This window comes from Natronomonas sp., assembly GCF_046710025.1.
Lineage (GTDB): Archaea > Halobacteriota > Halobacteria > Halobacteriales > Haloarculaceae > Natronomonas.
The window spans coordinates 1-25,016 of the sequence record NZ_JBKEGK010000015.1 but is presented as its reverse complement, the minus strand read 5'-3'; the positions used below and the strand labels follow the sequence as shown (position 1 = coordinate 25,016).

The 25,016-nt window shown below is 64.4% G+C and carries 22 protein-coding genes and 1 pseudogene; 8 read left to right on the top strand and 15 right to left on the bottom strand.

The window, feature by feature from the left end; translation table 11 throughout:
- Positions 1 to 63: 63 nt before the first annotated feature.
- Positions 64 to 510, top strand: coding sequence for a UPF0179 family protein (locus tag ACI944_RS02245; protein WP_411717446.1), 447 nt, complete (start codon positions 64 to 66; stop codon positions 508 to 510).
- Between the two features lie 38 nt (positions 511 to 548).
- Here ACI944_RS02245 and ACI944_RS02240 read toward each other — a convergent pair whose 3' ends face one another.
- Positions 549 to 1,397, bottom strand: a complete 849-nt coding sequence (locus ACI944_RS02240) for a succinylglutamate desuccinylase/aspartoacylase family protein (RefSeq protein WP_411717445.1) — start codon at positions 1,395 to 1,397, stop codon at positions 549 to 551.
- Positions 1,398 to 1,500: 103 nt separating this feature from the next.
- Positions 1,501 to 2,391, bottom strand: a complete 891-nt coding sequence (locus ACI944_RS02235) for a coiled-coil protein (RefSeq protein WP_411717444.1) — start codon at positions 2,389 to 2,391, stop codon at positions 1,501 to 1,503.
- Positions 2,392 to 2,667: 276 nt separating this feature from the next.
- Between ACI944_RS02235 and ACI944_RS02230 the strand changes: the two genes are divergently transcribed.
- The 3 genes from ACI944_RS02230 to ACI944_RS02220 all read left to right on the top strand — a co-directional run bounded on the left by ACI944_RS02230 (position 2,668) and on the right by ACI944_RS02220 (position 5,586).
- The gene (locus ACI944_RS02230) at positions 2,668 to 3,084 is read left to right on the top strand and encodes a DUF371 domain-containing protein (protein ID WP_411717443.1); all 417 of its coding nucleotides are present in this window, start codon (positions 2,668 to 2,670) and stop codon (positions 3,082 to 3,084) included.
- An 87-nt stretch (positions 3,085 to 3,171) separates the two neighbouring features.
- Entirely contained in the window at positions 3,172 to 3,987 is an 816-nt protein-coding gene (locus tag ACI944_RS02225) for an endonuclease III domain-containing protein (protein ID WP_411717442.1), read from the top strand.
- A 96-nt stretch (positions 3,988 to 4,083) separates the two neighbouring features.
- Entirely contained in the window at positions 4,084 to 5,586 is a 1,503-nt protein-coding gene (locus ACI944_RS02220; protein ID WP_411717441.1) for a DUF790 family protein, read from the top strand.
- Between the two features lie 77 nt (positions 5,587 to 5,663).
- On the opposite strand, the gene cofH is transcribed toward ACI944_RS02220, so the two are convergent.
- From cofH to ACI944_RS02170, 10 genes are all read right to left on the bottom strand, one after another.
- A complete protein-coding gene (cofH, locus tag ACI944_RS02215; protein ID WP_411717440.1) occupies positions 5,664 to 7,010 on the bottom strand; it encodes a 7,8-didemethyl-8-hydroxy-5-deazariboflavin synthase subunit CofH in 1,347 nt (448 codons plus the stop codon).
- Positions 7,011 to 7,052: 42 nt separating this feature from the next.
- Entirely contained in the window at positions 7,053 to 7,685 is a 633-nt protein-coding gene (gene rnhB / locus ACI944_RS02210; protein WP_411717439.1) for a ribonuclease HII, read from the bottom strand.
- 63 nt (positions 7,686 to 7,748) lie between these two features.
- Positions 7,749 to 9,275, bottom strand: a complete 1,527-nt coding sequence (locus ACI944_RS02205; protein WP_411717438.1) for a hypothetical protein — start codon at positions 9,273 to 9,275, stop codon at positions 7,749 to 7,751.
- On the bottom strand, positions 9,272 to 12,055 hold the full coding sequence (locus ACI944_RS02200) for a hypothetical protein (RefSeq protein ID WP_411717437.1): 2,784 nt from the start codon (positions 12,053 to 12,055) through the stop codon (positions 9,272 to 9,274). Before ACI944_RS02200 ends, ACI944_RS02205 begins: the two co-directional genes overlap by 4 nt.
- Positions 12,056 to 12,314: 259 nt before the next feature.
- Positions 12,315 to 12,602 carry an ArsR family transcriptional regulator gene (locus tag ACI944_RS02195; RefSeq protein WP_411717436.1) on the bottom strand — a complete coding sequence of 96 codons (288 nt, stop codon included), beginning with the start codon at positions 12,600 to 12,602 and terminating at the stop codon, positions 12,315 to 12,317.
- Positions 12,603 to 12,699: 97 nt separating this feature from the next.
- A complete protein-coding gene (locus ACI944_RS02190; protein WP_411717435.1) occupies positions 12,700 to 12,876 on the bottom strand; it encodes a hypothetical protein in 177 nt (58 codons plus the stop codon).
- A gap of 157 nt (positions 12,877 to 13,033) precedes the next feature.
- Positions 13,034 to 14,302, bottom strand: coding sequence for a tRNA pseudouridine(54/55) synthase Pus10 (locus ACI944_RS02185; protein ID WP_411717434.1), 1,269 nt, complete (start codon positions 14,300 to 14,302; stop codon positions 13,034 to 13,036).
- Positions 14,303 to 14,719: 417 nt separating this feature from the next.
- Entirely contained in the window at positions 14,720 to 16,567 is a 1,848-nt protein-coding gene (locus ACI944_RS02180) for an ATP-binding protein (protein ID WP_411717433.1), read from the bottom strand.
- Positions 16,568 to 16,629: 62 nt separating this feature from the next.
- Positions 16,630 to 16,791 (bottom strand): hypothetical protein, encoded by a 162-nt coding sequence (locus tag ACI944_RS02175; RefSeq protein WP_411717432.1) that lies wholly within the window; start codon positions 16,789 to 16,791, stop codon positions 16,630 to 16,632.
- Positions 16,792 to 16,900: 109 nt separating this feature from the next.
- Positions 16,901 to 17,182: a hypothetical protein gene (locus ACI944_RS02170; RefSeq protein ID WP_411717431.1), complete on the bottom strand. Its 282-nt coding sequence runs from the start codon at positions 17,180 to 17,182 to the stop codon at positions 16,901 to 16,903.
- A gap of 280 nt (positions 17,183 to 17,462) precedes the next feature.
- On the opposite strand from ACI944_RS02170, the gene ACI944_RS02165 reads away from it, so the two are divergent.
- Positions 17,463 to 17,801: a cupin domain-containing protein gene (locus tag ACI944_RS02165; RefSeq protein ID WP_411717430.1), complete on the top strand. Its 339-nt coding sequence runs from the start codon at positions 17,463 to 17,465 to the stop codon at positions 17,799 to 17,801.
- Between the two features lie 155 nt (positions 17,802 to 17,956).
- On the opposite strand, the gene purD is transcribed toward ACI944_RS02165, so the two are convergent.
- Positions 17,957 to 19,252 carry a phosphoribosylamine--glycine ligase gene (gene purD / locus ACI944_RS02160; RefSeq protein ID WP_411717429.1) on the bottom strand — a complete coding sequence of 432 codons (1,296 nt, stop codon included), beginning with the start codon at positions 19,250 to 19,252 and terminating at the stop codon, positions 17,957 to 17,959.
- Positions 19,253 to 19,369: 117 nt separating this feature from the next.
- A complete protein-coding gene (locus ACI944_RS02155) occupies positions 19,370 to 20,149 on the bottom strand; it encodes a hypothetical protein (protein WP_411717428.1) in 780 nt (259 codons plus the stop codon).
- Positions 20,150 to 20,287: 138 nt separating this feature from the next.
- Between ACI944_RS02155 and ACI944_RS02150 the strand changes: the two genes are divergently transcribed.
- From ACI944_RS02150 to ACI944_RS02140, 3 genes are all read left to right on the top strand, one after another.
- Positions 20,288 to 22,417, top strand: a complete 2,130-nt coding sequence (locus ACI944_RS02150; RefSeq protein ID WP_411717427.1) for a thioredoxin domain-containing protein — start codon at positions 20,288 to 20,290, stop codon at positions 22,415 to 22,417.
- Positions 22,418 to 22,535: 118 nt separating this feature from the next.
- Positions 22,536 to 23,387: an HpcH/HpaI aldolase/citrate lyase family protein gene (locus tag ACI944_RS02145; protein WP_411717426.1), complete on the top strand. Its 852-nt coding sequence runs from the start codon at positions 22,536 to 22,538 to the stop codon at positions 23,385 to 23,387.
- 116 nt (positions 23,388 to 23,503) lie between these two features.
- Positions 23,504 to 24,763, top strand: coding sequence for a Glu/Leu/Phe/Val family dehydrogenase (locus ACI944_RS02140; RefSeq protein WP_411717425.1), 1,260 nt, complete (start codon positions 23,504 to 23,506; stop codon positions 24,761 to 24,763).
- A gap of 59 nt (positions 24,764 to 24,822) precedes the next feature.
- On the opposite strand, the pseudogene ACI944_RS02135 reads toward ACI944_RS02140, so the two are convergent.
- A pseudogene (locus tag ACI944_RS02135) lies at positions 24,823 to 25,016 on the bottom strand (hypothetical protein); the annotation flags it as partial.

Genomic DNA, 25,016 nt, shown 5'->3' with positions numbered 1-25,016 from the left:
GATCGGGCCCCGTCATGCGCCGTCGGGCGACGGCCTTAACACGCCGCCAGCGAAAGTATAGTTATGTCGAAGGTCACGCTCATCGGCGAGCGCCTCGCCGAGGTAGGCGCCGAGTTCGTCTATGGGGGCGAATCTGAGGCGTGCGCGGGCTGTCCCTACCGCGAGCAGTGTCTAAACCTGACCGAGGGCCGCCGGTATCGCGTGACCGAGATCCGCGACTCCGGGACACTCGAGTGTGCCGTTCACGCCTCTGGCGTGACCGCCGTCGAGGTCGAGCCGGCGCCCGTGCTCGCGAACGTGTCCTCGAACGCTGCCTACGCCGGGAGCAAGGTGACTCTGGAGGGACCATGCTCGTATACCGAGTGCCCGAGCCACAAATTCTGCGAGCCCGCGGGGGCGGACTTCGACGACGAGCACCGGATCGCGGAGGTGGTCGGCGACCCGCCGCACGACCACTGTATGCTTGATCGGAATCTGACGCTCGTCGAGTTCGCGCCGGAAACAGACTGATCGGTCCGGATATCCGTCCCAGACAGAAGTGACACGTTTTAGCGAGGGCCGCTCTCGGCCCGGGGCGACTCCCCGCCCGTCGGGGTCGAGGGGGATTTGCCGTCGAGCCGCCCTACGAGCGATCCGACGTAGCCGAAGACGTTCTGATACCCGTATGCCGACAGCAACACCGGATAGAAGGGGTTCTCCGCACTGAGTTTCTCGCCATCGGCCTCCGCGAACGCCTCGCCCTCGGCGACCCGTTCGAAGTTGTCGACGAGGACCTCGTAGGTGTCGCCCGGCGGTTTCGGAATCTGCTTTTCGAGCCGAAAGACCGACAGCGGGTGGTGTCTGGGGGCGTCGACCGCCCCGGAGAGAGCGCCGACAGCGACTAGGAACTCCCGCGAGAGCTGTTCGGCGTTCTCTGCGGCCGCAGCCGACCGCTGGAGCCCGCATTCGAGTTCGATCACGTCCGGGTAAGCGATGAGTCGGCCGCCGCTGTACCCTGCCGTCTCGACAACCGCCTCAACGGAGAGATAGGGACAGATCGACCGCGCGTAGCCGTTGAGTTCGGAGACGAGCGCGAATGGGGCGGCGTACGACTGCGTCGAGTGCAAGGAGAGAACCTCACAGCCGCGGATTTCGGTGAGTAACTCGTGGGCAAGCCGCCCCTCGTGGGTATCTGCGTCCGGGTCTCCCGGGAACGCGCGGTTCAGGTCCTCATCGACGTATCTGACGCCGCGGGAGCGCGCGCGTTCGTTCGCGATAATGAGCTTTATCGGGCGTTCTACGTCGGGATCGGCCGACAAAAGTGCCTCGAGAGCGGTCGGTCCGCAGGGCTCGTCGCCGTGAATGCCACCGACGATAGCCACTTCCGGATCACCGTCGCCCAGCGTCTCGACACGCATCTATGGGCCAGTTGCGGCCCCGGCGGTATGAACCTCGCGCTTTTGCTCCGGAGGTATAAAAGAACGGAGCATATCGGTCTCTCGTCGGGAGTCGGTGTGTCGTTTACAGCTTGCCGGCTTTCTGCAGCTTCATGAGGTCCTCGGTGTCGAGGGTCTCGCCTTCCTTGAACTTCTGGTAGATCTCTTCGGCTTCCTCCTTTGCGGCCTCGCGCTTCTCGGAGCGGGCGTCCTCGCGTTCGGCCTCCTCCTCCTTGTCGAGTTCACGCAGCCGTTTTTGAACGCGGACGAAGTCCTCGTGGTGGCGGTCGGCGGCCTCTTGCGCCTCGACAAACTTGTCGTGCCACTCGTCGGCCTCGTCACGGATGTCGTCGGCCTCCCGATAGGCCTCGATCATCTTGTTGTGGTGCTCTTGGGCCTTGTCGGCCAGTTCGGTCACCTTCTGGTGGTGTTTGGAGGCCTCAGCGCGGACCTCTTGAGCTTCGGCCTTGATCTCCTCTAAGTCGCCACCCTGGTCGAGTTTCTCCTCGCGGTCGGAGAGTCTCTCGCGTTTCTCCTCGATCTTTTCTATGAGTTCGCGCTCGTCCTCGCTGGAGAGGACCTCGGTCTGCTGTTTGAACTCCAGATCCTCGATCTCCTCTTTAAGCTCGTCGACGCTCTTGCCTTCGTTCAACTCGAGGTCGTCCTTGAGTTCGTCGACCTCGTCGAACAGCTCGTTGGCCTTCGCGTTGAGATCGTTTCGTTTCTCCTTGTGCTCTTGAACCTGCTCGTTGAGTTCGTCGCGCTTTTCGCGGTGTTCTTGAGCCTCGTCGACCTTCTCGCGCGTCTTCGCGTTGAATTCGTCTCGCTTTGAGGCCCGGTCGGAGGCCATCTGGTTCAGCTCGTTTCGCCGGTCGCGGAGCTGCCCGGCCTTCTTGATGAGCTGGCCTTTGGATTTGTTTTCGAGGTCGTCGTCTGTCAGTTCTACGTTGTCGGATCCGTTAATTGACTCTGCCATAGTTGATCACGTTACTCCATTACCGCCCCGGTCGCGGACAGCAACTGCTGCTGAACTATCGGTCGCCGTATGAGGAAGGTTCCCTGTCATTCTGGTCGGCTGACGATGCTGCCGAACGCCGGATGCGTTCTGGTGAGTACTAATATATCATATCCATATTTAAATCTTGTGGGGATCGAATACCATGGAATCGGCTACCACGGCCCGTCTGCGGCCACGGGAGGTGTTCCCATATAGAGTGGGTGAGTATATAAACCGGCGGGCGATACGACCGGCATGAAAGAGCGCGTCGAGGCACGCGGGCACGAACACGTCACCGCCGAGCACGCAAGCACCCTCGAGCTAACCAGTGACGACTGGCTGACACCTGCCGGCGACTGCATCCTCGCGATTGAAGCGACCGCGGTCCCGTCGGAGTTCGACGCGGCCTTCGTCGAAGCCTGCCGATCCGAAGAGGCGACGATTACCGCAACGCTTCGTGTCGGCGACCGCGAGCAGACTGTCGAGGGGTCGGGCCATCCCGAGTTGACCTTCGGGAGCGACCGGAGCATGGTCGCCCGGACCAGCGACTACGTTGATGACCGGACGGTGATGGTTGGGGCCGACGCCGCCGCCGCCGGCGTTGACCGGGAGCTCGTCGCGGCCCTCGCGTCGGGAAATAAACTCGAGTGCATTCTGGAGGTTGAGGCGTGAATAGAGACGACGCACGACCCGCCGCGGCCGCTTGTGGATATCGACGCCGAACGCAGCGTTATCGTGGCGTCGGCCGTACACCCACACATGGAAGACGAACCGGCCGAGAACATCTCCGGCGGCGATTCTGGGGGGAGTACTGAGGCCGACTTCGACCCCGCGCGTTCGGGGACCCGTGCCGAGGCTGTCGTCGACCAACTCGGCGAAATGTACTGGCAAAAGCGGTACGGCGGTCGCGACGGCTTTGAGTGCCTTGTTCGGACGATCCTCAGTCAGAATACCTCGGACGTAGCGAGCCAGCCGGCCCACGACGCGTTGATGGAGCGCTACGGCGGCGGGGACCTCGCCGCGAACCTGGCCGACGCCGCCCAGCCCAAGTTGGCCGAGACCGTCTCCTCGGCGGGGTTGTACAACCAGAAATCGGAGCGCATCATCGCCATCGCCGAACGGGTCCTCGAGGAGTACGGCGACACGGCGGGATTCGATCGCTTCGTCAGGGAGGCGTCGCCCTCTGAGGTCAGAGAGACACTCCTCGGGATGAACGGCGTCGGGCCGAAGACGGCCGACTGCGTCCTGCTGTTCGCCGGCGGACGCGGCGGCGTCTTTCCCGTCGACACGCACGTCCACCGCATCGCCCGGCGGCTGGGGCTGGCGCCCGCCGACGCCGACCGCGAGGCCGTCCGAGAGGCCCTCGAAGCCGCCGTCCCCGAGGAGAAGTGCGGCTTCGGACACACCGCGATGATCCAGTTCGGCCGCGAGTACTGCACGGCCCGAGCGCCGGCGTGTCTGGAGGACCCCGACGCCTGCCCGATGGCGGACGTCTGCGAACAGGTCGGCGTCTACCCCGAGACGGGGGAGGTCGTCGACCCCGCGGAAGCCCCCGACGTCGCGGAATCGGGGTGAGGCCGCGTTCACCGACACAGGGGAGTACAACCCGTCGAACCGGCCACCTCGCCCCGCTCCCGGGGCGTTTTTGTCCGCGCCTCCCCCAACGCCGGTATGCTCACGAAGGACCTGCTCCGCGTCTCGCGGGCCGGCGGCGGCTACCGGCCGCGCTTCACCGCCCCGGAGGACGAGAGCCTTGCCGCGCGGGTCCTCGGCGTCTACCAAGGTCACGTCGGCGAGCGTCGCCGCGACCTCGACGCCGCGCTCGCCAACCTCGAACGGGAGGCCGACGATTTTAAACTCGTCCGCGGGTTCGCGAAACTGCTCGAACGGGAAGCGGTCTTCGAGGTCCGCTCGCCGGTCGAGCCGAGCCGGGCGCGGACGGCCGCCTTCGAGGCCGCTGAGTCGGTCGATGTCGTAACCGGATCCGAGCGTAGTGACGCGCTTGCGGCAGCTGCCGAGCGGTTGGGCACGAGCCCCGAGTCGGTGGAGGCGTCGCTGTTCGCCGACCGCGACATCGAAGCCGTCCTCACGGCGGTTGAAGCCGACTACGATCCCGAGAGCCTGCGCAAGCAGTACGACCTCTCACTCGCACAGACGGCGCTGTTCGACGCCACCGAGGTCCGAGTTCGGACGTCAGACCCGAAGGCGCTCGTCTCGGCAATTAAACGTCTCCGGCTGCTGTACGAGATCCGACGAACGGGCACGGGACGGGTCGTAATTGTCACCGGGCCGGACGCCCTGTTCACGCGCTCGCGGCGCTACGGGACACGCTTCGCGCGCCTCCTGCGGACGGTAACGAAAGCCGCCGAGTGGGACATAGAGGCGACGATCGACGACCGCGGAACCGAACGCACCCTCCGGCTCGACGCGACGGAGCTTCGACACCCCGACACCGAGCCCGTCGCCGAGCCGACCTTCGATAGCGGCGTCGAGTCCGACTTCTACGCGCGCTTCGACGCTCTGGATCTCGACTGGCGGCTCCTGCGCGAGCCCGAACCGCTGGCGTCGGGCGAACATGTCGTCATCCCGGATTTCGCCTTCGAGTGGCGCTACGGCGGCTTCCGGGTCTTTTTCGAGATTATGGGTTTTTGGACGCCGGAGTACGTCGAAAAAAAGCTCTCGCGGTTCGCCGACCTGGAGGATGTCGCGTTCCTCGTCGCCTACGACGAGTCCCTCGGCGTTGGCGAGGCGATCGAGGCAACGGGCCAGCGTGCGATCCCGTACTCGGGGACCGTCCGCCTCGCCGAGGTCCGGGACGCCTTGCGCCCTTACGAGGACGATCTTCGGGCCGAGAGCGCCGCGTCGCTGCCCGACTCGCTGGTTCCGGACGCAGACGTGACGACGATCGGCGCGCTCGCCGAGGCCCGCAGCGTTCCCGAGCGCACGGTTGAGAACGTCGAGTTTCCCGAGCACGAGCGCGCGGGACGAACGCTTCTCCGGCCGGCGGTCCTTGAGGATCTGTCGAACACCGTCGAAGCCGGGATGGCTCTTGACGACGTCAAGGACATCTTCGAGGGGTACGGAATCGAGGAGACGGATGCGGTTCTCGCACGCCTCGGACTGAGGATCGAGTGGGACGGTCTCAGCGGCGGGACGGTCCGCGCGAAGTCCTGAAACAGGGCTGACAGGGGTACTCGAGCACGTATTCATCACGCTCCCACATTGTCGCCTCAGACTCGCGTCGCTTCGGATTACAGAAGCGGTGTGCCGTCGGCTCGCGGCCCGAGCGTCGGGCCAAGTGGCTCCGCACCGGAATCGATCCGACGGCGTTTCTCGTAATCCGTCGAGCGTTCGACGGGCACCCGACCGATCGATGTGATCATGTCGGCGTACTCCCGGATTGAGCGAAACTCGCCGTAGTCGCCGCCGGCGCGTTTCGTGATCTCTTCGGAGAGGATCGTCCCCATGAAATCGTCCGCACCGCAGGTGAGCATCTTTAGCCCCTGGGCGTCGCCGTATTTCACCCACGACGACTGGATGTGTTTGACGTTGTCGAGATACAGCCGCGAGACGGCGATCATCAACTCGTCCTCGTGGGTCGTTGCGCCCGCCTCGACCATCCCCTGCTCGTGTAGCGGCGTCTCGTGGTGGACGAACGAGAGCGGGACGAACTCGGTGATCGCGCCGGTTCGGTCCTGAAGCTCGCGAATTCGATCGAGGTGTCGGGCTCGGTGAGCCTCGTTCTCGACGTGGCCGTACATGATCGTCGCCGTCGTGTCGAGTCCGACCGCGGCGGCCGCGGTCATCGCCTCGACCCACTCGCTGGTGCCGATCTTTCCGGGGCAGATCACCTCCCGCACCTCGTCGACGAGGATCTCGGCGGCAGTACCGGGCACCGAGTTGAGACCGGCCTCGCGCAGTCGTCTGAACACGTCCTCATAGCTCCAGTCGGTCCCCCGGCGGGCGTGATACGCCTCCTCGGGCGTCATCGAGTGGACGTGGACGCCATCGACGTTCATCGCCTCGATCTGATCGACGTAGGTGCCTGGATCGATGTCGTAGACCTCCGGCGGCTTGTAGCTGTGCTCGCCGTCGCGCCTGGCAAGGATCTCGTGGTGTTCGGCGTCCAGCGCGAGAGCCGGATGCAGCCCCGAGACCGAGCATACTTCGTAGATCCCTCGATCGAGCGCGTCCTCAACGATCGCCCGCGACTCCGCGGGCGTCTTTGTGAAGCCGTCCGTGTCACCGTCGTGGTCGGCCTCGAAGCGCGCCGCGGCGTCCTTGAAATTACAGAACAGACAGCCCACGTCACAGGCGGTCGTGACGTTGTTGTTGAGGTTGGCGACGAACGTGACTTCCTCGCCGACGACCTCCGCCCGACGCCTGTCGGCGGCCTCGAGAACCCGCTCCTTCCGGCGGGGGTTGATCCCGGCGATGTCAGTCCCCGTTGTCAGCAGTTCGATCGCGTCGTCGACATCGAGTCTGGCCCCCGATCGGGCCTTCGCAAGGGCGTTCTCGAACGACTGGTCGGTTTCCGGCCGGCAGTCGAACTCGAAGCCCTCACGTGGGACGTTCGCCGACGCCTCGAACGCATCCATATCATCTCTCCCGACCGGAGCGTAATATGGGTGTCGTCCCCGCTAAAAGTCCCCGAGACCGGACTGTTCTGCCGCCGCACGGATCGAGTCACAAGTCGACCACGAGCGCCGGGTCGGCGGCGGAAACGTTCCGTGATCCTCGAGGTACCGACGAAGAAACGACCTGGTCGTCGGATCGCTGGGATAGCCGCTACCGACCTCGCCGAATCGGTCGGCGAGCGACGCGACGTGACGCTCCCGAGCGCTCTTGGCGATGATGCTCGCGGCCCCGACGAGCGCGTCCGATCCGTCCGCACCGTGGGCGGCCTCGATAGTCACGCCGACATCGAGGCCACGTTTGACACGCTTGGCGAACCGCTCAGCGTCAACGTCACCGGCGTCACAGAGTCCCATATCACCCGTCACCACGATGTCGTTCGCCGCTTCGACGTGCGCCGCCACGGTGAGGTCATTCATGTTCTCCGCGTCGATGCGCTCGGGCGTGATCTCTACGAGGCCGATGTCGACGCTGTCGTCATCGCGGAGTTGTGCTGCCAGTCCCTCGCGGCGGGACGCTGAGAGTCGCTTGGAATCGTCGATGCCGCTGGGTAGGGTATCCCTAGGGGCTCGAACCGCTGCTGCAAACATCGAGCCCAACACGGGGCCCTTTCCCGCCTCGTCGACGCCAAACTGCATGGGCTTGATATCGGTACCATGAATAAAACCGTTGCCCGTCGCCGTTTTTGCATTCGGCGCTGATCACCTCCGCCGGCGCGGGACGACGACCCACCCGATGGCGGCGACAACAGCTAATAACGCGAGAAGCGCAGCCGTCGGTCGCCCGATGCCGACCCGTTCGAGAACGTACGATCCGGACAGCCATCGCGTCAACCCCTCGTCGTCCATCGCCCCGGTCGGGTCGGGTGTCAGTTCCGGCGAGGGTTCGGAATCGGCTGAGTCGGGTGCCACAGGGCCGGCGATGACGAACTGCGAGAACCCGGGCGTCTCCGCCTCAACGAGCAGGCCGCTGTCGACGGCGAACGTCTCGGTCGGCAGCGTCTCCCACTCGTCGCCACCCGTGGGGAACCGATACACCGAGAGCTCGTCTACAACAACGCGGTTTGACTGCAGCAGATCCGGATCGACAACCGCACGGACAATCGCCGAGGTGTCTCGGGCGTCGGCGGGGACGACGATTACCGACGCCGAGACGACGTAGAGGTCGCCCGGAAGCGGCGGGACGTCGCCGGTGACGTTTTCGAACTCCCGGATCGAGACGCGTCCGCTCACGTCGCCATCGAAGACGATCTCGCGGACGGACGTTCCTTGAAAAACGACGGTCGTTCCCGGCGCCTCGGGGTAAGCGTCCTCCACGATACGGCTCTCCTCGGCGATCGGATCCGCAGCATCGGACGAATGATCGGCCGACCCGACGCTTCCACTGGCACCGCCACCCCCGCTCCCGCCGCCACTGCCTCCACTCGATCCACCTCCACTGCTGCCGCCACTACTGCTACTCCCCCCGCTTCCGCCGCTACCGCTACTGCCGCCGCCGCTCCCTCCTCCACTGCTACTTCCCCCGCTTCCGCCGCTACTGCTACTTCCCCCGCTCCCGCCACCACTGCCTCCGCTTCCATCGTCGTCGGTGTCGTCGGAAGTATCGGTATTGCCGTCCGATCCATCGCTTGAGCCACCGGAACCATCCGTCGAGTCGGATGTGGTCGAACCACCGGAACCGTCTGTCGAATCAGACGTGGTTGAACCATCCGCCGTCGTCGATCCCGAATCCGACGTTGATGATCCCCCGTCCTCATCAGAACCGGAGTCGGTATCCGTGGACGCAGTCTGAAACGTCAGCGGCACCTCAAAAACGCCGGGATCCAGTTGAGCTGACCCGCCGATCGGCCCCGCGGCGCCGTCGAGCCGGAACGTCACCTCGTCGCCAGCCCCGCTGTCGACCCGAAGCTTCGCCTCGAAGGCCCCGGAACCGCCGTACTCGCCGTCCGGATCAACGACGATGGAATCTTCAACCTCACCGTCGACGACGGCGACGACCGTCTCCCCTGAGGGGATCGGATCGCCCACGTCGTCTGTCGCCGTTCCATAAAACGAGGCCGGTTCGCCCGGCGCACTGTCGGCCACTACGGAGCCAACAAACACGCCACAGAGAGCCACGGAGGCGAAAAAAATCGCGAATGCGAGCACGGCTACCCGGAGAAGGCCGATCCATCGGTGTTCGGGGATCCCGAGGGTACTGTCAGGCGCTCGTCCGCTATCGGACCTCATTCGCTGCCCCCGTCGCTCTCGGAGAACGTCGGCGACACGACGCGTCTGACCAGGGTTGACTCGTTGCTGGCGCCGACTTCGATCCAGTAGACCTCGTCGTGGGCGACCGGTTCGGACGTCCCGTCAACGTCAATGCCGGCGGTGCCGTCGTGGAGCCGGTCGGTCCGGTCGGCGTTCCAGACGACGAAGCCGTCGCCGTCGAATCCGTCAACCCAGTTCACGTCCGCAGCCAGATCCTGCGTGGAGTGCGAGGAGACATCGTAGTTGGAGCTCGCGAGGTGCCACCCAGAGTTGAGTTCGATGTCCTCGGTGTCGATCGCCCCATCAGCGGTCGTAACGTACTCGAACCCGATTCGGAGACCACCCCCGCCGGCGTAGGCGTAGAAGCCACGGTGGAGGTCCTCGTGGTCGATCCGGTCGGCATCGATAGCGTCCCCCGCCATGTCGGTCGTGAGTCCCTCGTAAGACTCGTTGTTGGGGTTCCATTGGACGATATCCCGTCCACCGTCGGCGTCAACGTACACCGACGCAGGCTGGGAGAGCGACCCGGCCCGCCACGAGCCGCCGGGGCGCTCTATCGCCCGGTGGACTAGCGTGAGGTTGGTCGTGATACGCTGTGTCCCCCCGTCGACTCCGAGGTCGACGGTGGCAGTCTCACCGATATCGACGGCACCGGAATTGATCGCTGTCGGATCGACAGACACAGCGGCCGTTCCCTGAACGGGCATCGGGGTCGCGGTCCCAGCGTCGGCACCGCCGAACCCGACGGCGACCGCCTCGTCGGTGTTGGTAACGGCGCGGCCGTCGGCGTCCTCAAACCCTCCAAGGTCGATCTCGACCACCCCGCCCTCCTCCGTGTCGGTCCCAACGAACTCGCGGTCGCCGCGAACGGAGACGTTCGAGACGCGTTCGATCGGCCCCGTCGCGACGATCTCTGCCGTATCGCGGTTCGTCCCGCCCGGATCGGTCGATAGCGATGTCTCAACCATCGAGGGATCGGGATCGAGCGCCGCATCCCGGGGCATCACGGTCGCCGCGATCCCGTAGCGGGCCGCGCTGTCGGCGTCGAAGACGTATCGACGGACGCCGCCATCGAAGTCGTTGGCCGTGAGGTTGCGTTCGATCGCCCAAGCGTTCGCCCGCCCGAGACGATCGTCGCCATCGTAGCCCGTCGTCTTCCAGGGGTCGGTTGGCGTGGGCGACCCGGTGTCGGGGGCGAAGGTGACGGTTCCGTTGCCGGACTCGCGTCGGAGTTCAAGATCAACCCGTCCGATATCGTCGTCGGGGACCCCCAGAGCCACTGCAACCTCGATAGTCGCGTTGCCACCAGCGTCGAAGTCGCTGTACGCCGTCGTCGTCTCTACCGAGACGTTGTCGGGGTACATCGCAAGCCCCGAAGCGGTTTCCGTGCGGTCCGCCTCGGTGGTCCCCGTTGGCGTCGCCGGCCCCGGCACGTCCGTGACCGTCGCCGAGAGGTCGAACACCCCGAGGTGGACGTCGAGTTCCCCATCGCCGTCCAGTGTGATCCCCGCCGTTCCTTCCGTCGCTGTGCGAACCCCCTCGTGGACGTGTCGCCCCTCGGGCCCCTCCACCGCAAACTCGAAGGTCGCGTTCGGGATCGCGTTGCCGTGTCGGTCCTCCAGCCCGTCGATCGACAGCGACTGTCCCTCGCCGATGCCGAACTCCGTCCCCGAATCGACCCCGAGGTCGAACCCCTCGCCGTTCGGCTCGCCGGGGTAGATATCGAGAACGACGGGCGTCTCCGTGCGCACGTCGTCGTTGTCGGTTAGTTCGGCGTTGCCCTCTCCCTCAACGTCGACGGTGAAGAGGTCCGTGTTGCGGTATCGGTCGGCGGCTGATCGCATCGAATCTGATTCAACGAGAAATTCGATCCCAACTGCGATTGTCTCTCCAGAAACCTTTCTTTGATTTCCATCGGCAGTCCTAATCTTAATAGAGATCTGGTCATCGTAGCTATCAAAGACGTTTGCATCACCAGACGTACTAATATCAAGATTGCTTATATTGCTATTTTCAGTATGTATCTCGACAGCATTCTTAATATTGAACCCATTTCTATCTTTATCGTCAATTACGCTTGGATTGACTGATAGGTTGATTATATCCCCATCGTCTACAAAGACTGCGTTATCTGAAAACGATATAACAAATTCATCTCGTTTTTCTATTTGTAGATTTTCCCCATAGATTTCATCATCAATAGAATCCGAATTAAACCCAATCTCAGCGCTCGGATCGACCGTCGCACGGATGGCGGGTGCGCCGGTGAGACCGCTTCCGGTGTCGTCAGTCGTGACGGTCGCAACGGGAGTCGAGTCGTACTCGTGGGCGCGACCGGTGACGGGAGCCGTAGCGGTGAGGTCGACGCCGACAGCGATCTCTGTCGTCTCGCCCACCGCGCCGCTCAGGTTGGTGAGTTCGACCGTGACCGCGTCGCCGGTGTTCTCGAGAGCGATCCCGACGTCCGCCGGCGTCTCGTCGGTGACGGCGGCGATTTCGAAGTCGGCGTGGTCGCCGCCGAGTTCGAACTGGATCGTGTCGGTCTCGGCAGCAGTGTTGTCGACTATCAACGTCACCGTTCCGCCGGACCGAGTCACCGGCCCGTCGATCAGGAGGTCGGCCCCGTCGTACTCGTACTCGACGGGATCAGTTCCGGCCTGTGCGACAGCTGGCGGCGCAATCGCAGCGGCGAGCGATAGAAAGCAAGCGGTCAGTGTGACGAACGCAGCGATCCGCATCGTTCGGGTGGCCCATGTCATCGACGATGGGTTCTGGGCGGATACTTATAATATCTACTACTAGTATGTACTTTTGAAGACACTCGATGCTCGGCCGCGCTGCCTGGGCGGTGTAATAGCGGCGTACACCCGACGATAGCGGCGATGTTAGGGGGACGCGGTCCGGTGGTGCTGATATAAAACGGTAGTAGTATGCAGGTGCGAGAGGGCAGCTCCGATGGGTTTGCCAGCGGCACGAAGCAAACGTCAGTGAGGCGAGGGTGCGAGCGGGACTGTCAGATCAGGAGTCGAGTTCGGAGTCGAGAAGCGCCTCGAAGTCGGTATTGTCCTCGTGGTAGGCCTCGCGGTGTTGGGCCGCGGCTTGCCCTTTCGGGGTGATCTCGTAGAGGCCGCTGTTTGGTGCCGGCCCGATGCGTTCGAGGAGGCCGTGGTCGGCGAGGAGCGGCAACCGCGTGTTGATGTAGGCGCGATCGCGATCGATCTCGATAGCGATGTTCGCCGCGGTGTTCCGCTTGCCGTCGGAAAGCGACTCTAAAATGTCGAAGTCGGTGGGGGAAGCCAATTTCATCGTTTGGTATGTCCGAGTTGGCGCGTCCAGTTTTTTATACTATCGGCCGGTAGTATTTGTTGAATTGGCGGAGTGACGAGTGCTGCGCGGGGGTTGACTACGTTTCGGCGTCGATCGTTGACGCCGCCAGTTCGAGGTGTTCGATGGCCCGCTCGTGGTGGGTGATCGCTCGTTCAAGTAGTTCGTAGGCCCGTTCGGGGTTCCCGACTGCCTCGGGGTATATCGCAGCGACGAGGTACTGCTCCATCGCACCCATAGACGCATCGTTCGCCATCTGTATGCATCGCAACGTGACCCAGTCGGCGACATCACCGGCATATTCATCATCCGATTTCATTTTTACAGTAATTTGTTGATGAAAACGACCGCTCTTATACCCCTCGTTTATTTCACTCGATGTGATGGAATATAATTTTATTACAACGGAATCGCTACGGCTCAGTCCTATCGGCCGACGACACGTCCCCGCCGGAGACCGGATCGCCGTCCCGCTCGAGACGGAATTCGGGCATCAGAAACGGCCCGTCGACCCCTGCAACGTCAAGCACGTCGAGGGCCGCCACCGTGGCCTCGACGCCGAGCAGACCCCCGAGGCTTGGTTCCGTCCGCCCCTCGTCGCCGCTCACGAGTTCTTTTATATACAGCCCGCCCTCGCCGTGGACCTCGACTGTCGCAGTGTACTCGTCGGTCAACGAGCCCTCGACATCGAAGACGGTCCGCTCCCTGACGAGGTCGGCTCGTCGATGGTCGACCCGGTTCGGCGTGCGCTGTTCGATCGTCGCCCCCTCAAGCGTCTCCAGCGCAGCCTCGAAGTCGGCCGCCGCTACCGGCTCGACGAAATCGACCGTCGCCCGGTAGGTCTTCGAGCCGTCGTGGCCCTTGACACGCTCGATCATCTCGTGAGTCACGAAGGTCAACTCCTCGATTTCGACCTTTCCGTCGGTGCCCTCGTTGACTGCCGTTTGAAGCTCCGTCAGATCGGCGTCGCGCCGGCGGGGCTGTTTGATTTCGAGGACAAAGGGGCGCCCGGAGCCGAGCATCAACGCGTCGACGTCCTCGCGGCCGGCACCGTGAAATACCGCCTCCGTCCCGCGAAAGGCACTCAGAAACGGCGGCGCGACGAGTTCCTCGACGCTCTCGTCGAATTTTTCCCATTCGGTCTGTGGGATATCGCGTTTCAGTTTCCGATAGCGGCCGTAGATCGAAACGGAGTTGCGCTGGATCTCGATCGAATCGGCCTCGAGATCGACGAGAAACTGCACGTCGGGGCGGTGAAAGTCGACATCTGCGCCGAGGCGACGCCCGACGCGCCGGCCCACCTCACGGTTGAGTTCGGAGCGCAGTTCCTCGCCCGCCTCGGGATCGAACCCTGCGTCGATGCGGAGTAGGCGGTCGTTCTCTTCGAGTAGTGGCGGCACCCGGGTCCCCACTTGGTAGGTGTACAGTTCCGTCGCGCCGAGGGCCTCGATCGCGCGGTCGGCGAGCTCATCGAACCGCTCGCAAAGCCCCTCACAGACCCAACAGGGCTCGTCGGGCTCCTCGTAGGGGTCGTCCGCTTCAAGCGCGAGCGCCGTCCGCATCGCGCGGCCCCGGGCGTCGTTCGTCAGCCCGAAGCTCCGGTCGGCGACGGGGCGGCCGAGGCAGGCGTTACAGAGCGGCCCCGTTGCCAAGAGTCCGCGCGTGTCGTCGATGAGGCTCATTGAGTACGCTCGCCGCCGCGCGGCCTTCGGTGTTTTGTTCTCCGGTTCGAGGGATCGGGATCTTGCCGCGAACGCGGCGGGGGATCGCGCTGATCCGTGTGTCGATCCGTTTGACTATCTACGTATAAAGATGACTCCACACTCCCGACAGCCACACACCTCCACAGCCGATTCGCTTACACATGGAATCGGCCGGCCCTCGGGGTCGGCTCGCTCTGCTCGCCGTCCGTCCCGGACACGGATCCGAGGGCGCGCCACCGCCGCGGAGTCGCCGTCTGCTTAAACACCACCCTTCGTTTAGATAGCCTATCGCCAGCGACCGTTATCATATACACCGACCGGGGGCCGTCGGATCATACACTCGACAGCGGCGGCTGGTTTATGTACCTACTGACGACCGCCGGTGTATATACCACATCAACGGCCGTGCTTCGTCAGACACCGCGGAAGCCCGACCAACTCGACGGGTTCGGAGTTGTCGGGGGAGTACACGACCATCTGTCCCTTCTCCATATAGGGGACCTTCCCCTCAAGATTCGAGGGGATGTTGACCGCCGCGATGGCGTCCTCGTCGCCGAGGTTTAATACGACGGTCGTGTTGATCTGTTTGAAAATCGGATCGGCGATGTCTTGGGGGTCCTGCGTGATGAGAAAGAGTCCGAGTCGCTCCTTGCGGCCCTGCTTGGCCGCCTCGGCGAACTTGCCGATCACCCGGTCGGCCTGGACGCTGTCGGCGTCGGTCAGGAAGTTGTGTGCCTCGTCCATCCCGACGACCAGCGGGGTGTCCTTGATCCGCTCGTAGGTGGGGTTGTTCGAGAGTTTCTCGTCGACTAAAAGCGAGGCGAGCGCGAGCACGACCGTCGTTGTCGCCCGCGAGTCGTTGATGTGATACGTTGGCACCGTCGTCACACCGCCGGGGCGGACGAACGCGTCGACGAGGTCGGTAATGGGGCGGGCATCCCGGTCGAACACCGATCCGAACCCCCTGATCCGCCGCCGGATCGCATCGAAGGTCGCCTCGTGGACGCGCCCCGATTCGTCGAGTTCCTCCTTGAGCGCGGGATCGTCGAGGAACGTCCGAAACTGCTCGTACGTGGCTTCCTCGCCGTACTGTCGGTTAAATTGTGGAAGCAACACGCCCACCAGCGCGCCGTACTGGTTATCATTGAGGCCGCTGCCGGCGACGAGCCAGGGGTTATCGAACACCAACGAGAAGGGGATCGTGAACTCGATACACTCGGCACCGTGGTGGGAAGCGGCGTAGGTCGCATCGCCGACCTTCGGGACGAACGCCTTCGTGTCGGCAATTCCGCCGTGGGCGATCCCTTCTCGCTCCAGGCGGCGCTCGTAGTCGGCGTCGATCTCGGGGTTGTCGTCGTGCAATTGGGCGTACTCGTCTTGGGGGTCGAACTGGACGAGCGCCGGGGCGACCGCCCGGCCGTCGTCAGTCGGGTAGCGACGCCCCTCGGCGAGGTACTGGCGGAGGGCGTTCTTCGCGCCGTGGGTCTTACCCGACCCCGTCCCGCCGGCGACGAGCGTGTGTCTGAACACGAGCGGGTCGCCCGCCTCGTAATCGTCCTTTAGCCGGTAGTCGATCGTCGGCGGGTTCGCGGCCGTCCGGACCTTCTCGCCGCCGACGGCGAGGTGTCCCAAAAAGACCCCTTCCTCAGGGATCTTCAACCCCGTTTTGATCTCCGTGCTGTCCCGTGCCCGGCGGACGACGGTCTCGGGTTTCGGCACCCGATCGGTCATCCGGCGTTTGAGATCGCCGCCCTCGGAGTACAGCACGGCGACCGGTTCCAGCGTCGCAACAAACTTGTAATCCTGCTCGTCGATGCCCTCACTACGCATCGCCCGCCGAGCGTGGATCTCCGTTGCGTCGTCAGAGCGGAACTCCTGGGCGTATTCCAACGCGACGATCCGACAGAACAGGCGCTCGCCGTCGGGGTAGCCGGCGATCAGGTACCGCCCGATTCGGACTGCCGACCGGTTCTCGACCGTGACGTAGGCCCGGAGCCGCGTATCCTCGTCGTCCTCGCTCACGATGAGGCCCTCCGAGGCGGAGATCGTCCCGATACCGCGGTCGGTTCCGACCGGTGAGACCGAAACCGGTTCGAAATCGTCCTCCGTGTCCGGTTTCGACCCCGGCTCCGTATCCGTCCCCGTCGCCGTTTTCGTCTCCGGGGCGGACGCGGCGCCTTCGTCCGTCCCCTCGTCCTCGCCGTTGTCGGGGTCGTAGTTCGCGAAATCGCCCAGATCGGACATACGACAATGATCGCCGCGATCGGACAAAAATCCCCACGTATCGGGGCGGGGCGAGCGCCCTGTTACATCGCATCGCTCGGCGGCGAAAAGTACGCGTCAGCCCCATCCCGGCGGTCGAGTTCCACAAGTGACTCGCATCCACACACAGAACACCGCGGCGGCTCCTCGGGATCGGCGTGGGCGGTCCCACAGCCCTCACAGATAAAAAACCGTACTCGGAGCACAAACGAACGTCCGTCCGCTACGCTCATGGCGATGACGGTGCCGGCATACAGTTCGCGGAGCCAGAACAGAGGACCGTAGCGAAGTTGTGGGGCGCCGAACCGCGGTCAGTCAGTCGTCGTCCGCCGGCACGTGCCGCCCGTCCGGCGACGCTCGAAGCGCCAAGGGATCAAGAGGCCCTCCCGACAGCGTCGATTCGGCCGCCGTGTCCCCTGCTGCAGGGCGCGACTCTCCGGCCCCGTACGTGCTCCCGCTGGATTGGGTATTCGTGATCGAGTGAACGTCATTTCCTGATCGGGTGTCCGCGTACGGCAACCGCCGCGTCGTCTCGTTCGACGTGATCCGATCAAGCGTGTCAATGACCGCCTGCAGAGGGTTGGTGAACTTACTCATTTGTTTTCATATTATGTTAAGCGATCTGGCTGATTAAACCCTCCGCTCTCCGAAGCGGTTGTGACGTATTGTCCCCCATAGTCGGCTAAATATGGCGATTTATCACTTGGAATCGGCTGGCTATATTCGGGTAAGATACTTTAGTATTTATTCAATTGGATGTGTCATGTGAGACGAGCCTCGTGGGTTCACATTCGTTGTGATTCCACAGAGAGGCCGCTCCGTGGGCGTTCACTCCCCGCGTGAAAGCCCTTTTAAACACCTGCTTCGAGAGACGGGTATGGAGTACGTTCCCGACGCGTTCGAGGAAACCGAAGTCGAACCCGGCGTCTACCTCGCACAGTTGGCGGTCGGCGAGGAGATGAGCATCCAGCACCTGCGGATGGCTCCTGGCGCAAGAGTCCCCGAGCACAGCCACCACCACGAGCAGGTCGGCTTCGTCTACGAGGGCGAACAGACGTTCGTCCTCGGCGACGGCGATGCGGTCACCGTCCCGGCCGGTGGGTCGTACTCGCTCGAAAGCGGCGAGGTTCACGCCGCCGAGAACCGCGGCGAGGGGACGCTTCGGGCCGTCGACATCTTCAACCCCCCGCGGGCCAATCCAAACTGGCTGGAGTAGAACTCGGATGCAGCGTTGTCGATAGGTACGTACGGCTGATCGGCAGTAGGTACGTCTGATCGGTATTTATATAATCGTCTGACGCCGTCCGCGTCGGTTTATATACGGTTGAGGCGGTCGCCCCGAAGTCGGAGCGGTTCGACCCCGTTCAGCGGCTACCGCTCACGCATCTCGTCCATGTGTTCGATCCGCTTTTCGACCAGTTCGGCCGTCCCGATGTCGTGTCGGACGCGGAGCCCCTCTGTGCCGGTCCGATCGAAGGCGTCCTCGACGATCGCCTCGGCCGCCGAGATCGAGTCGGCGAGGCCGACGACGGCGAACGACCGGGAGGTCGTGGTGTAGATACCGTCCTCTCGGGAGTCGACGCTTGCATAGAACAGCGTTGCATCCCCGGCACTATCGGCGTCGATCGTCACCATCGCACCGGCCTCGGGGTCGGCCGGATAGCCATCGGGGACGGCGTACTTACACACCGTTGCTCGGTCCCTGAAGGAGAGCTCCGGCAGGGAGTCCCCCTCGCGGGCCGCGACGAGCAGTTCGACGAAATCAGTTTCGAGGACGGGGAGAGTATTCATCGCCTCTGGGTCGCCGAAGCGGGCGTTGAATTCGACGACCTTCGGTCCCTCCGTGGTCAGCATGAACTGCCCGTAGAGAATACCCTTGTACCCCGGCATCGCCTCGACAACGGCGTCGATCACTTCGACAGCCGCGTCGTACTCCGAGGCAGTCATGAACGGCAACTCGGGGCTTGCGTCGCTGTAAGAACCCATCCCGCCCGTGTTCGGTCCCGTATCGCCCTCGTAAGCGCGCTTGTGATCCTGGACGGCGGGCGAGACGCGGTACTCGCCGTTGGCGACGAACGCCTGGATCGTGAACTCCTCACCGACGAGTCGCTCCTCAAGAACGAACGACTCGTACTCGCTCTCGAGAACGTACTCGATGCCCTCCTCAGCCGCGATCTGGTCGCCGATGACCCGGACGCCCTTGCCGCCGGTTAACCCCCGCGGCTTGATCGCGAGGTCGCCGTCGTACTCGCGGATGTACTCGGCGGCCGCCTCGGCGTCCTCGAAGGTGGCGAAGTCGGGACAGCCTGGGATCGACTCCTCGGCCATGAACTCCCGCTGGAACGCCTTATCCGTCTCGATCCGCGCCTCGGTTTCCCGCGGGCCGAACGCGTAGATTCCGGCGTCGTCGAGATCGTCTGCGACCCCCGCGTTCAGCGCTGATTCGGGGCCGATCGCGGCGAGCGTCGCTCCGACCGACTCGGCGTACTCGACGATCGAATCGCCGTCCGTCTCGTCGATCTCGGTATACCCAGCCGCGAGTGACGCGATCCCAGGGTTGCGGTTGGAGGCACACGCGTACAGTTCGGCCGTCTCGGACCCAGCGACCGCGCGAGCGATGGCGTGTTCGCGACCGCCGCCGCCGACGAGAAGCACCGTCTCTGTCATACGCGAAAGCGCGACACACGGACGTGTAAACGTTGTCTTTCGTCGCGGCATCGCTACATATGGGCGTGAAATACAGCCTAAGAGACGCGCCCGAAGACGAAACGGCGTCCGACCCGATTAGACCGTTTCCTCGAACCCGTAGCCGAGGGACATCGTCCACGAAAAGTCGTACGCCCCGGTCCGCTCGACCTCGCAGACGCCGCTCGCCGACTGCGGGGCGTTCAGGTTCCCGCGCCACTCGACGGTGTAGCTCCCGCCGGCCTCACGGATGGTCGTCGTGTCGAACGCGCCGCCGCGAACCGGGAACGCCCCTGACGGTGGGGACCCGAGTCCGACGGTGCCGTTCGAACCGTCGACCGTCGGCATGGAGGCGTCGACAATCGTCCCGGTGTCGAGTCGGAGCCCGGTCGACAGCATCGTCAGGTTCACGTCCCGGACGAGGCGGCCGTCTGTCGGATCGGCGGCGACCCACAGCCAGTATCGGTAGCGGTCTGTGCCGAGGTCGTAGCGGGCAAGACACGTATCGGCTATCAACATCGGCGCCTCGGGGTCGACGGCCTCGGGGACGAGAGCGAACTCCCCCTCCGTGGGACTGCCCGGCGTCGTCCGCGTGATCGCGTACCGGCCGACGTAGGCGATCCCGAACTCGTCCGGAGCTTGGAAGTCAGTTCCGCGGACGCCGCTGTCGCCGTACCGATCCGCCATCCGCCCGGCGTAGTCCTCGAATCCCTCGCTGTCGAGGGCGTCCCCCTCATCGTCGGGCGAAAGCGTCCATGTCATCGAGTCGGTGGCCCGCGTCTCGCGTCGCGTCACGCGCTCCTCGATACAGCCAGCGAGGCCCGCGGTCGCGAGCAACGCCCCACCCGCTCCGAGTACGTCCCTGCGCGATTGTTCCATGCCCGACCCGACACGTTCCCGTCTCAAATAACGTGTCATTACGACGCGCCGGTAGCTGACCGATTCCGCGCTCGGTGACGAGCTAAAAACGCTGTCGAAAGCCGCGGCGTTTAGTACCGCGAGCGTCGAATCAGACATATGGAAAACCGCCTCGACGAGGCCGCCTCGCCGTATCTGCGTCAACACGCCGACAACCCCGTCGCCTGGCAGCCCTGGGACGAGTCGGCGCTCGAACTCGCGAGGGAGCGGGACGTGCCGATCTTCCTCTCGATCGGCTACGCCGCCTGCCACTGGTGTCACGTGATGGCCGACGAGAGTTTTGAGGACCCGAACATCGCCGAGTCGCTCAACGAGAACTTCGTCCCGATCAAGGTCGATCGCGAGGAGCGCCCGGACATCGATACCCTCTATATGAACGTCTGTCAGATGGTCCAGGGATCGGGCGGGTGGCCGCTCTCAGTGTGGCTCACGCCGGAGGGCAAACCGTTCCACGTCGGCACGTACTTCCCCCCCGAGGCAAAGGGCAATATGCCGTCGTTTGGCTCCGTTCTCGACGACATCGCCGCCTCCTGGAACGACCCTGAGCGGCGTCCACGGCTCGAGTCTCAGGCCGACCAGTGGGCGAGCTCAACAAAAGGAGAACTCGAGGGAACGCCCGACCGTGCGGGCGAAGCCCCTGGCGAGGGCTTTCTCGACACCGCCGCCAATGCCGCCGTCAGGGGTGCCGACCGGGAGGAGGGCGGTTGGGGACAGGGCCAGAAGTTCCCCCATCCGGGACGGATTCACCTCCTCCTCCGGGCCTACGAGTCGACCGACCGCGACACCTATCGCGATGTCGCCCTCGAGACGCTCGACGCGATGGCGTCGGGCGGGCTCTATGACCACGTCGGCGGCGGCTTCCATCGCTACTGCGTCGACCGCGAGTGGACGGTGCCGCACTTCGAGAAGATGCTCTACGACAACGCCGAAATCCCGCGTGCGTTCCTCGCGGGATACCGGCTGACCGGCGAGGAGCGCTACGCCGAAGTCGCCCGCGAGACGTTCGGGTTCGTCGAACGGGAGTTGACACACCCCGACGGCGGCTTCTACTCGACGCTGGATGCCGAAAGCGAGGACAGCACCGGATCAAGGGAGGAGGGGGCGTTCTACGTCTGGACCCCCGAAACCGTCCGGGAGGCCGTCGATGACCCCACCGCGGCGGAGCTGTTCTGTAAGCGATACGGCGTCACCGAGTCCGGGAACTTCGAGAACGGCACGACCGTTCTCAACGAGTCCACGCCCGTCGGGGAACTCGCCGCCGACGCCGTGATGGACACCGATGGCGTCGAGGAACTGCTCGACGAGGCCCGAACGCAGCTCTTCGACGCCCGCGAGTCGCGCTCACGACCCCCTCGAGACGGGAAGGTACTGGCCGGCTGGAACGGGCTGTTGATCTCGGCGCTTGCGGAGGGATCGCTCGCGCTCGATCCGACCTACGCCGACCTCGCCGAGGAGGCGCTCGAGTTCTGTCGTGATCAGCTCTGGAACGACGCGGGGGACGGAGACGAAGCTGTCGGACGGCTCAACCGCCGCTTCGAGCGCGGCGAGGTTGGCATCCAAGGATATCTTGAGGACTACGCGTATCTCGGCCGCGGTGCCTTCGACCTCTATCAGGCGACCGGAGACATCGAGCATCTCGAGTTCGCGCTGGCGCTCGGCCGCGCCATCCGGGAGTCGTTCTACGATGCGTCCGAGGGGACGCTCTACTTCACGCCGACGGGTGGCGAGGAACTTATCGCTCGACCCCAGCAACTCGCCGACAGCTCGACGCCCTCGAGCACCGGTGTCGCCGTCCAACTGCTCGCGGCGCTGTCGGCGTTCGACCCAGACGCCGGGTTCGACGCGGTCGTGGACTCGGTCCTCGAGACGCACGCCTCGACGCTGGAGTCGAACCCACTCTCGCACGCCTCGCTGACCCTCGCCGCCGTCGATCGGTCGGTCGGCACCTCGGAGCTGACGGTCGCCGCCGAGAAACTGCCCGCGACCTGGCGCGAAGCGCTCTCGGAGACGTATCTCCCGGGCCGGATCCTCACGGTTCGGCCGCCGACCGAGTCGGGGCTATCGGCGTGGCTCGACACGCTCGGACTCGATGCCGCCCCGCCGATCTGGGCCGATCGGGACGCCGCCGACGGACGCGAGACGGTGTACGCCTGCCGGTCGTTCACCTGCTCGCCGCCGACGCATGATCTCGAAGAAGCGATCGAGTGGCTTCGCGAATCGGAAGCATAACGAGCCTGAGCGCGGTGACACGGGTACGAACGGGCCGCGATGGCAGCCCGGGGAAGATCAAGCGGTAGGTCCGAGCAGCCCCACCGTGATTTATATTCACAGCGCGGCAGAAGCATCCATGGCCCGACGGAGCGTCCTGTTCTCACCCGGCGACCAGCCGGAGTTGATGCGCAAAGCACCACGTACTGGCGCTGACACCGTCGTCTTCGACCTCGAGGACGCGGTTGTCCCGGAGGCGAAGGCGGCCGCCCGGGAGACTGTCGCCGAGGTCATCGGTGATCCGACATTCGATCCTGACTGTGAGGTGTGCGTTCGCCTCAACCCCGACCGCGAAACCGCGGAGTTGGACGCCGAGGCTATCACGGCCGCCGATCCCCGCCTCGACTCGATCATGGTTCCAAAGGCCGAGTCGGTCGCAGATATCCACGCGATCAACGATCCAGTCGCCGCCCGCGGTTACGAGTGCCCGGTCATTGCGCTGTGCGAGTCGGCCGCCGGGGTTCTCAACGCGCAGAGCGTCGCGGCCACCGACCCGGTCGACGCTGTCGCGTTCGGGGCCGAGGACCTCTCGGCGGACATCGGCGCGACACGGACCGAGGCGGGGGCGGAAGTCTCTCACGCCCGCCAGCACGTCGTTTTGGCCGCCGGTGCGGCCGGCGTCGATGCCATCGACACGCTCGTGACTGACATCGGAGCGAGCGAGCACCTCGAAGCGGAGGCTACGTTCGCCAGGCAACTTGGCTACGACGGCAAGATGGCCATTCATCCGGCACAGGTCGACGTAATAAACGGGGCGTTCACGCCGCCGCCAGAGGACGTCGAGTGGGCCAAGCGGGTACTCGCGGCGGCCGAAACCGCCGAGCGGGAGGGACGGGGGGTCGTCCGCGTCGACGACGAGATGATCGACGCCCCGCTGATCGCGCGGGCTGAGACGGTGCTTGAGCGGCACGAGGCTGCGGAAGGGGACTGACTGCACACCCCCTGGCTGCCAGACCGAGCAATCGTGCCCTCTTTCCCGTCGTACGGTGACCGATCCGTCACGTCGGGGTCGCCACGCTTAAGCGATCTCTGGACGACCGTGGGAATATGTCCGGCGACGTCAACCCATTTGAGAGTCTCCAAGAACAGATCGACGACGCCGCGGCGCACATGGACGTCGGCGATGACGTGATCGAACGCCTGAAGAACCCCGAACGGGTGCTCGAAACCAATCTCTCGGTCGAACTTGACGACGGGTCAGTCGGCGTGTTTCGGGCCTACCGCTCGCAGTTCAACGGCGACCGCGGCCCCTACAAGGGTGGGATCCGCTATCATCCGGACGTCTCTCGCGACGAGGTGAAGGCGCTCTCTGGCTGGATGGTTTATAAATGCGCCGTCGTCGACATCCCCTACGGCGGCGGGAAGGGTGGCATCGTCATCGACCCGCGGGAGTACTCCGAGGCCGAACTCGAGCGGATCACCCGCGCCTTCGCAACCGAACTCCGCCCCCTCATTGGCGAGGACCGCGACGTCCCCGCGCCGGATGTCAACACCGGCCAGCGGGAGATGAACTGGATCAAGGACACCTACGAGACGCTGGAGAACACGACCGCACCGGGGGTCATCACCGGGAAGGCGATCGACTCCGGCGGGTCGGCGGGCCGTGTCGAAGCGACCGGTCGCTCGACGATGCTCACCGCACGCGAGACGTTCGATTACTTCGGAAAGGACCTGTATAGCGCCTCCGTTGCGGTCCAGGGATATGGCAACGCCGGCAGCGTCGCCGCAAAGCTCCTCGAGGCCGACCACGGCGCGAACATCGTCGCGGTGTCGGACTCCTCGGGAGCTATTTATAATCCCAACGGCCTCGACGCCCAAAAGACCAAAGAGTACAAAAATGAGACCGGTTCCGTGACGGGTTACCTGGGCGCAAAAGAGGAGTTGACCAACGAGGAGCTTCTGACCCTCGACGTCGACTTGCTCGTGCCGGCGGCCCTGGAGAACGCCATCGACGGCGAGTTGGCGGCCGACGTCGACGCCGACGTGATCGTCGAGGCGGCCAACGGCCCCCTGACCCCCGAGGCCGACGACGTCCTCACGGAGCGGGACGTCACCGTTATCCCCGATATTCTCACCAACGCCGGTGGAGTCACCGTTTCGTACTTCGAGTGGGTCCAGAACCGCCAGCGGTTCTACTGGACCGAATCCCGCGTCAACGAGGAGCTCGAACGTCATATCGTCGAGGCGTTCGATGGCCTCGTCGAGTGCTATGAGGCGTACGACGTTCCGAATTTCCGGACGGCCGCCTACGTTGTCGCGCTCAAGCGAGTGCTGAACGCCTCCGAGGAAGCCGGCCGCTGGCCATAAATATAGGTCCAATACCAAACGGATCGGACGGTCGCTTCAGTCCGCTCGGGGTCCCCGGTTTAACGCGAGAACGCCGCGTAGTCGACTGAAACGTCGGTTCGAGCCTCGGGGAACAGCGCCGAGATCGCGTTGCCGACCGCCTCGACGGGCGAGGGGTCAGGTGCGTCGAAGGCATCCACGCCGGCCCACGCGAACGCGACGTCCCAGTCGGTCCCGACGAGGAAGACCGCCCGCTTCGGGACGTCGTAGTGGC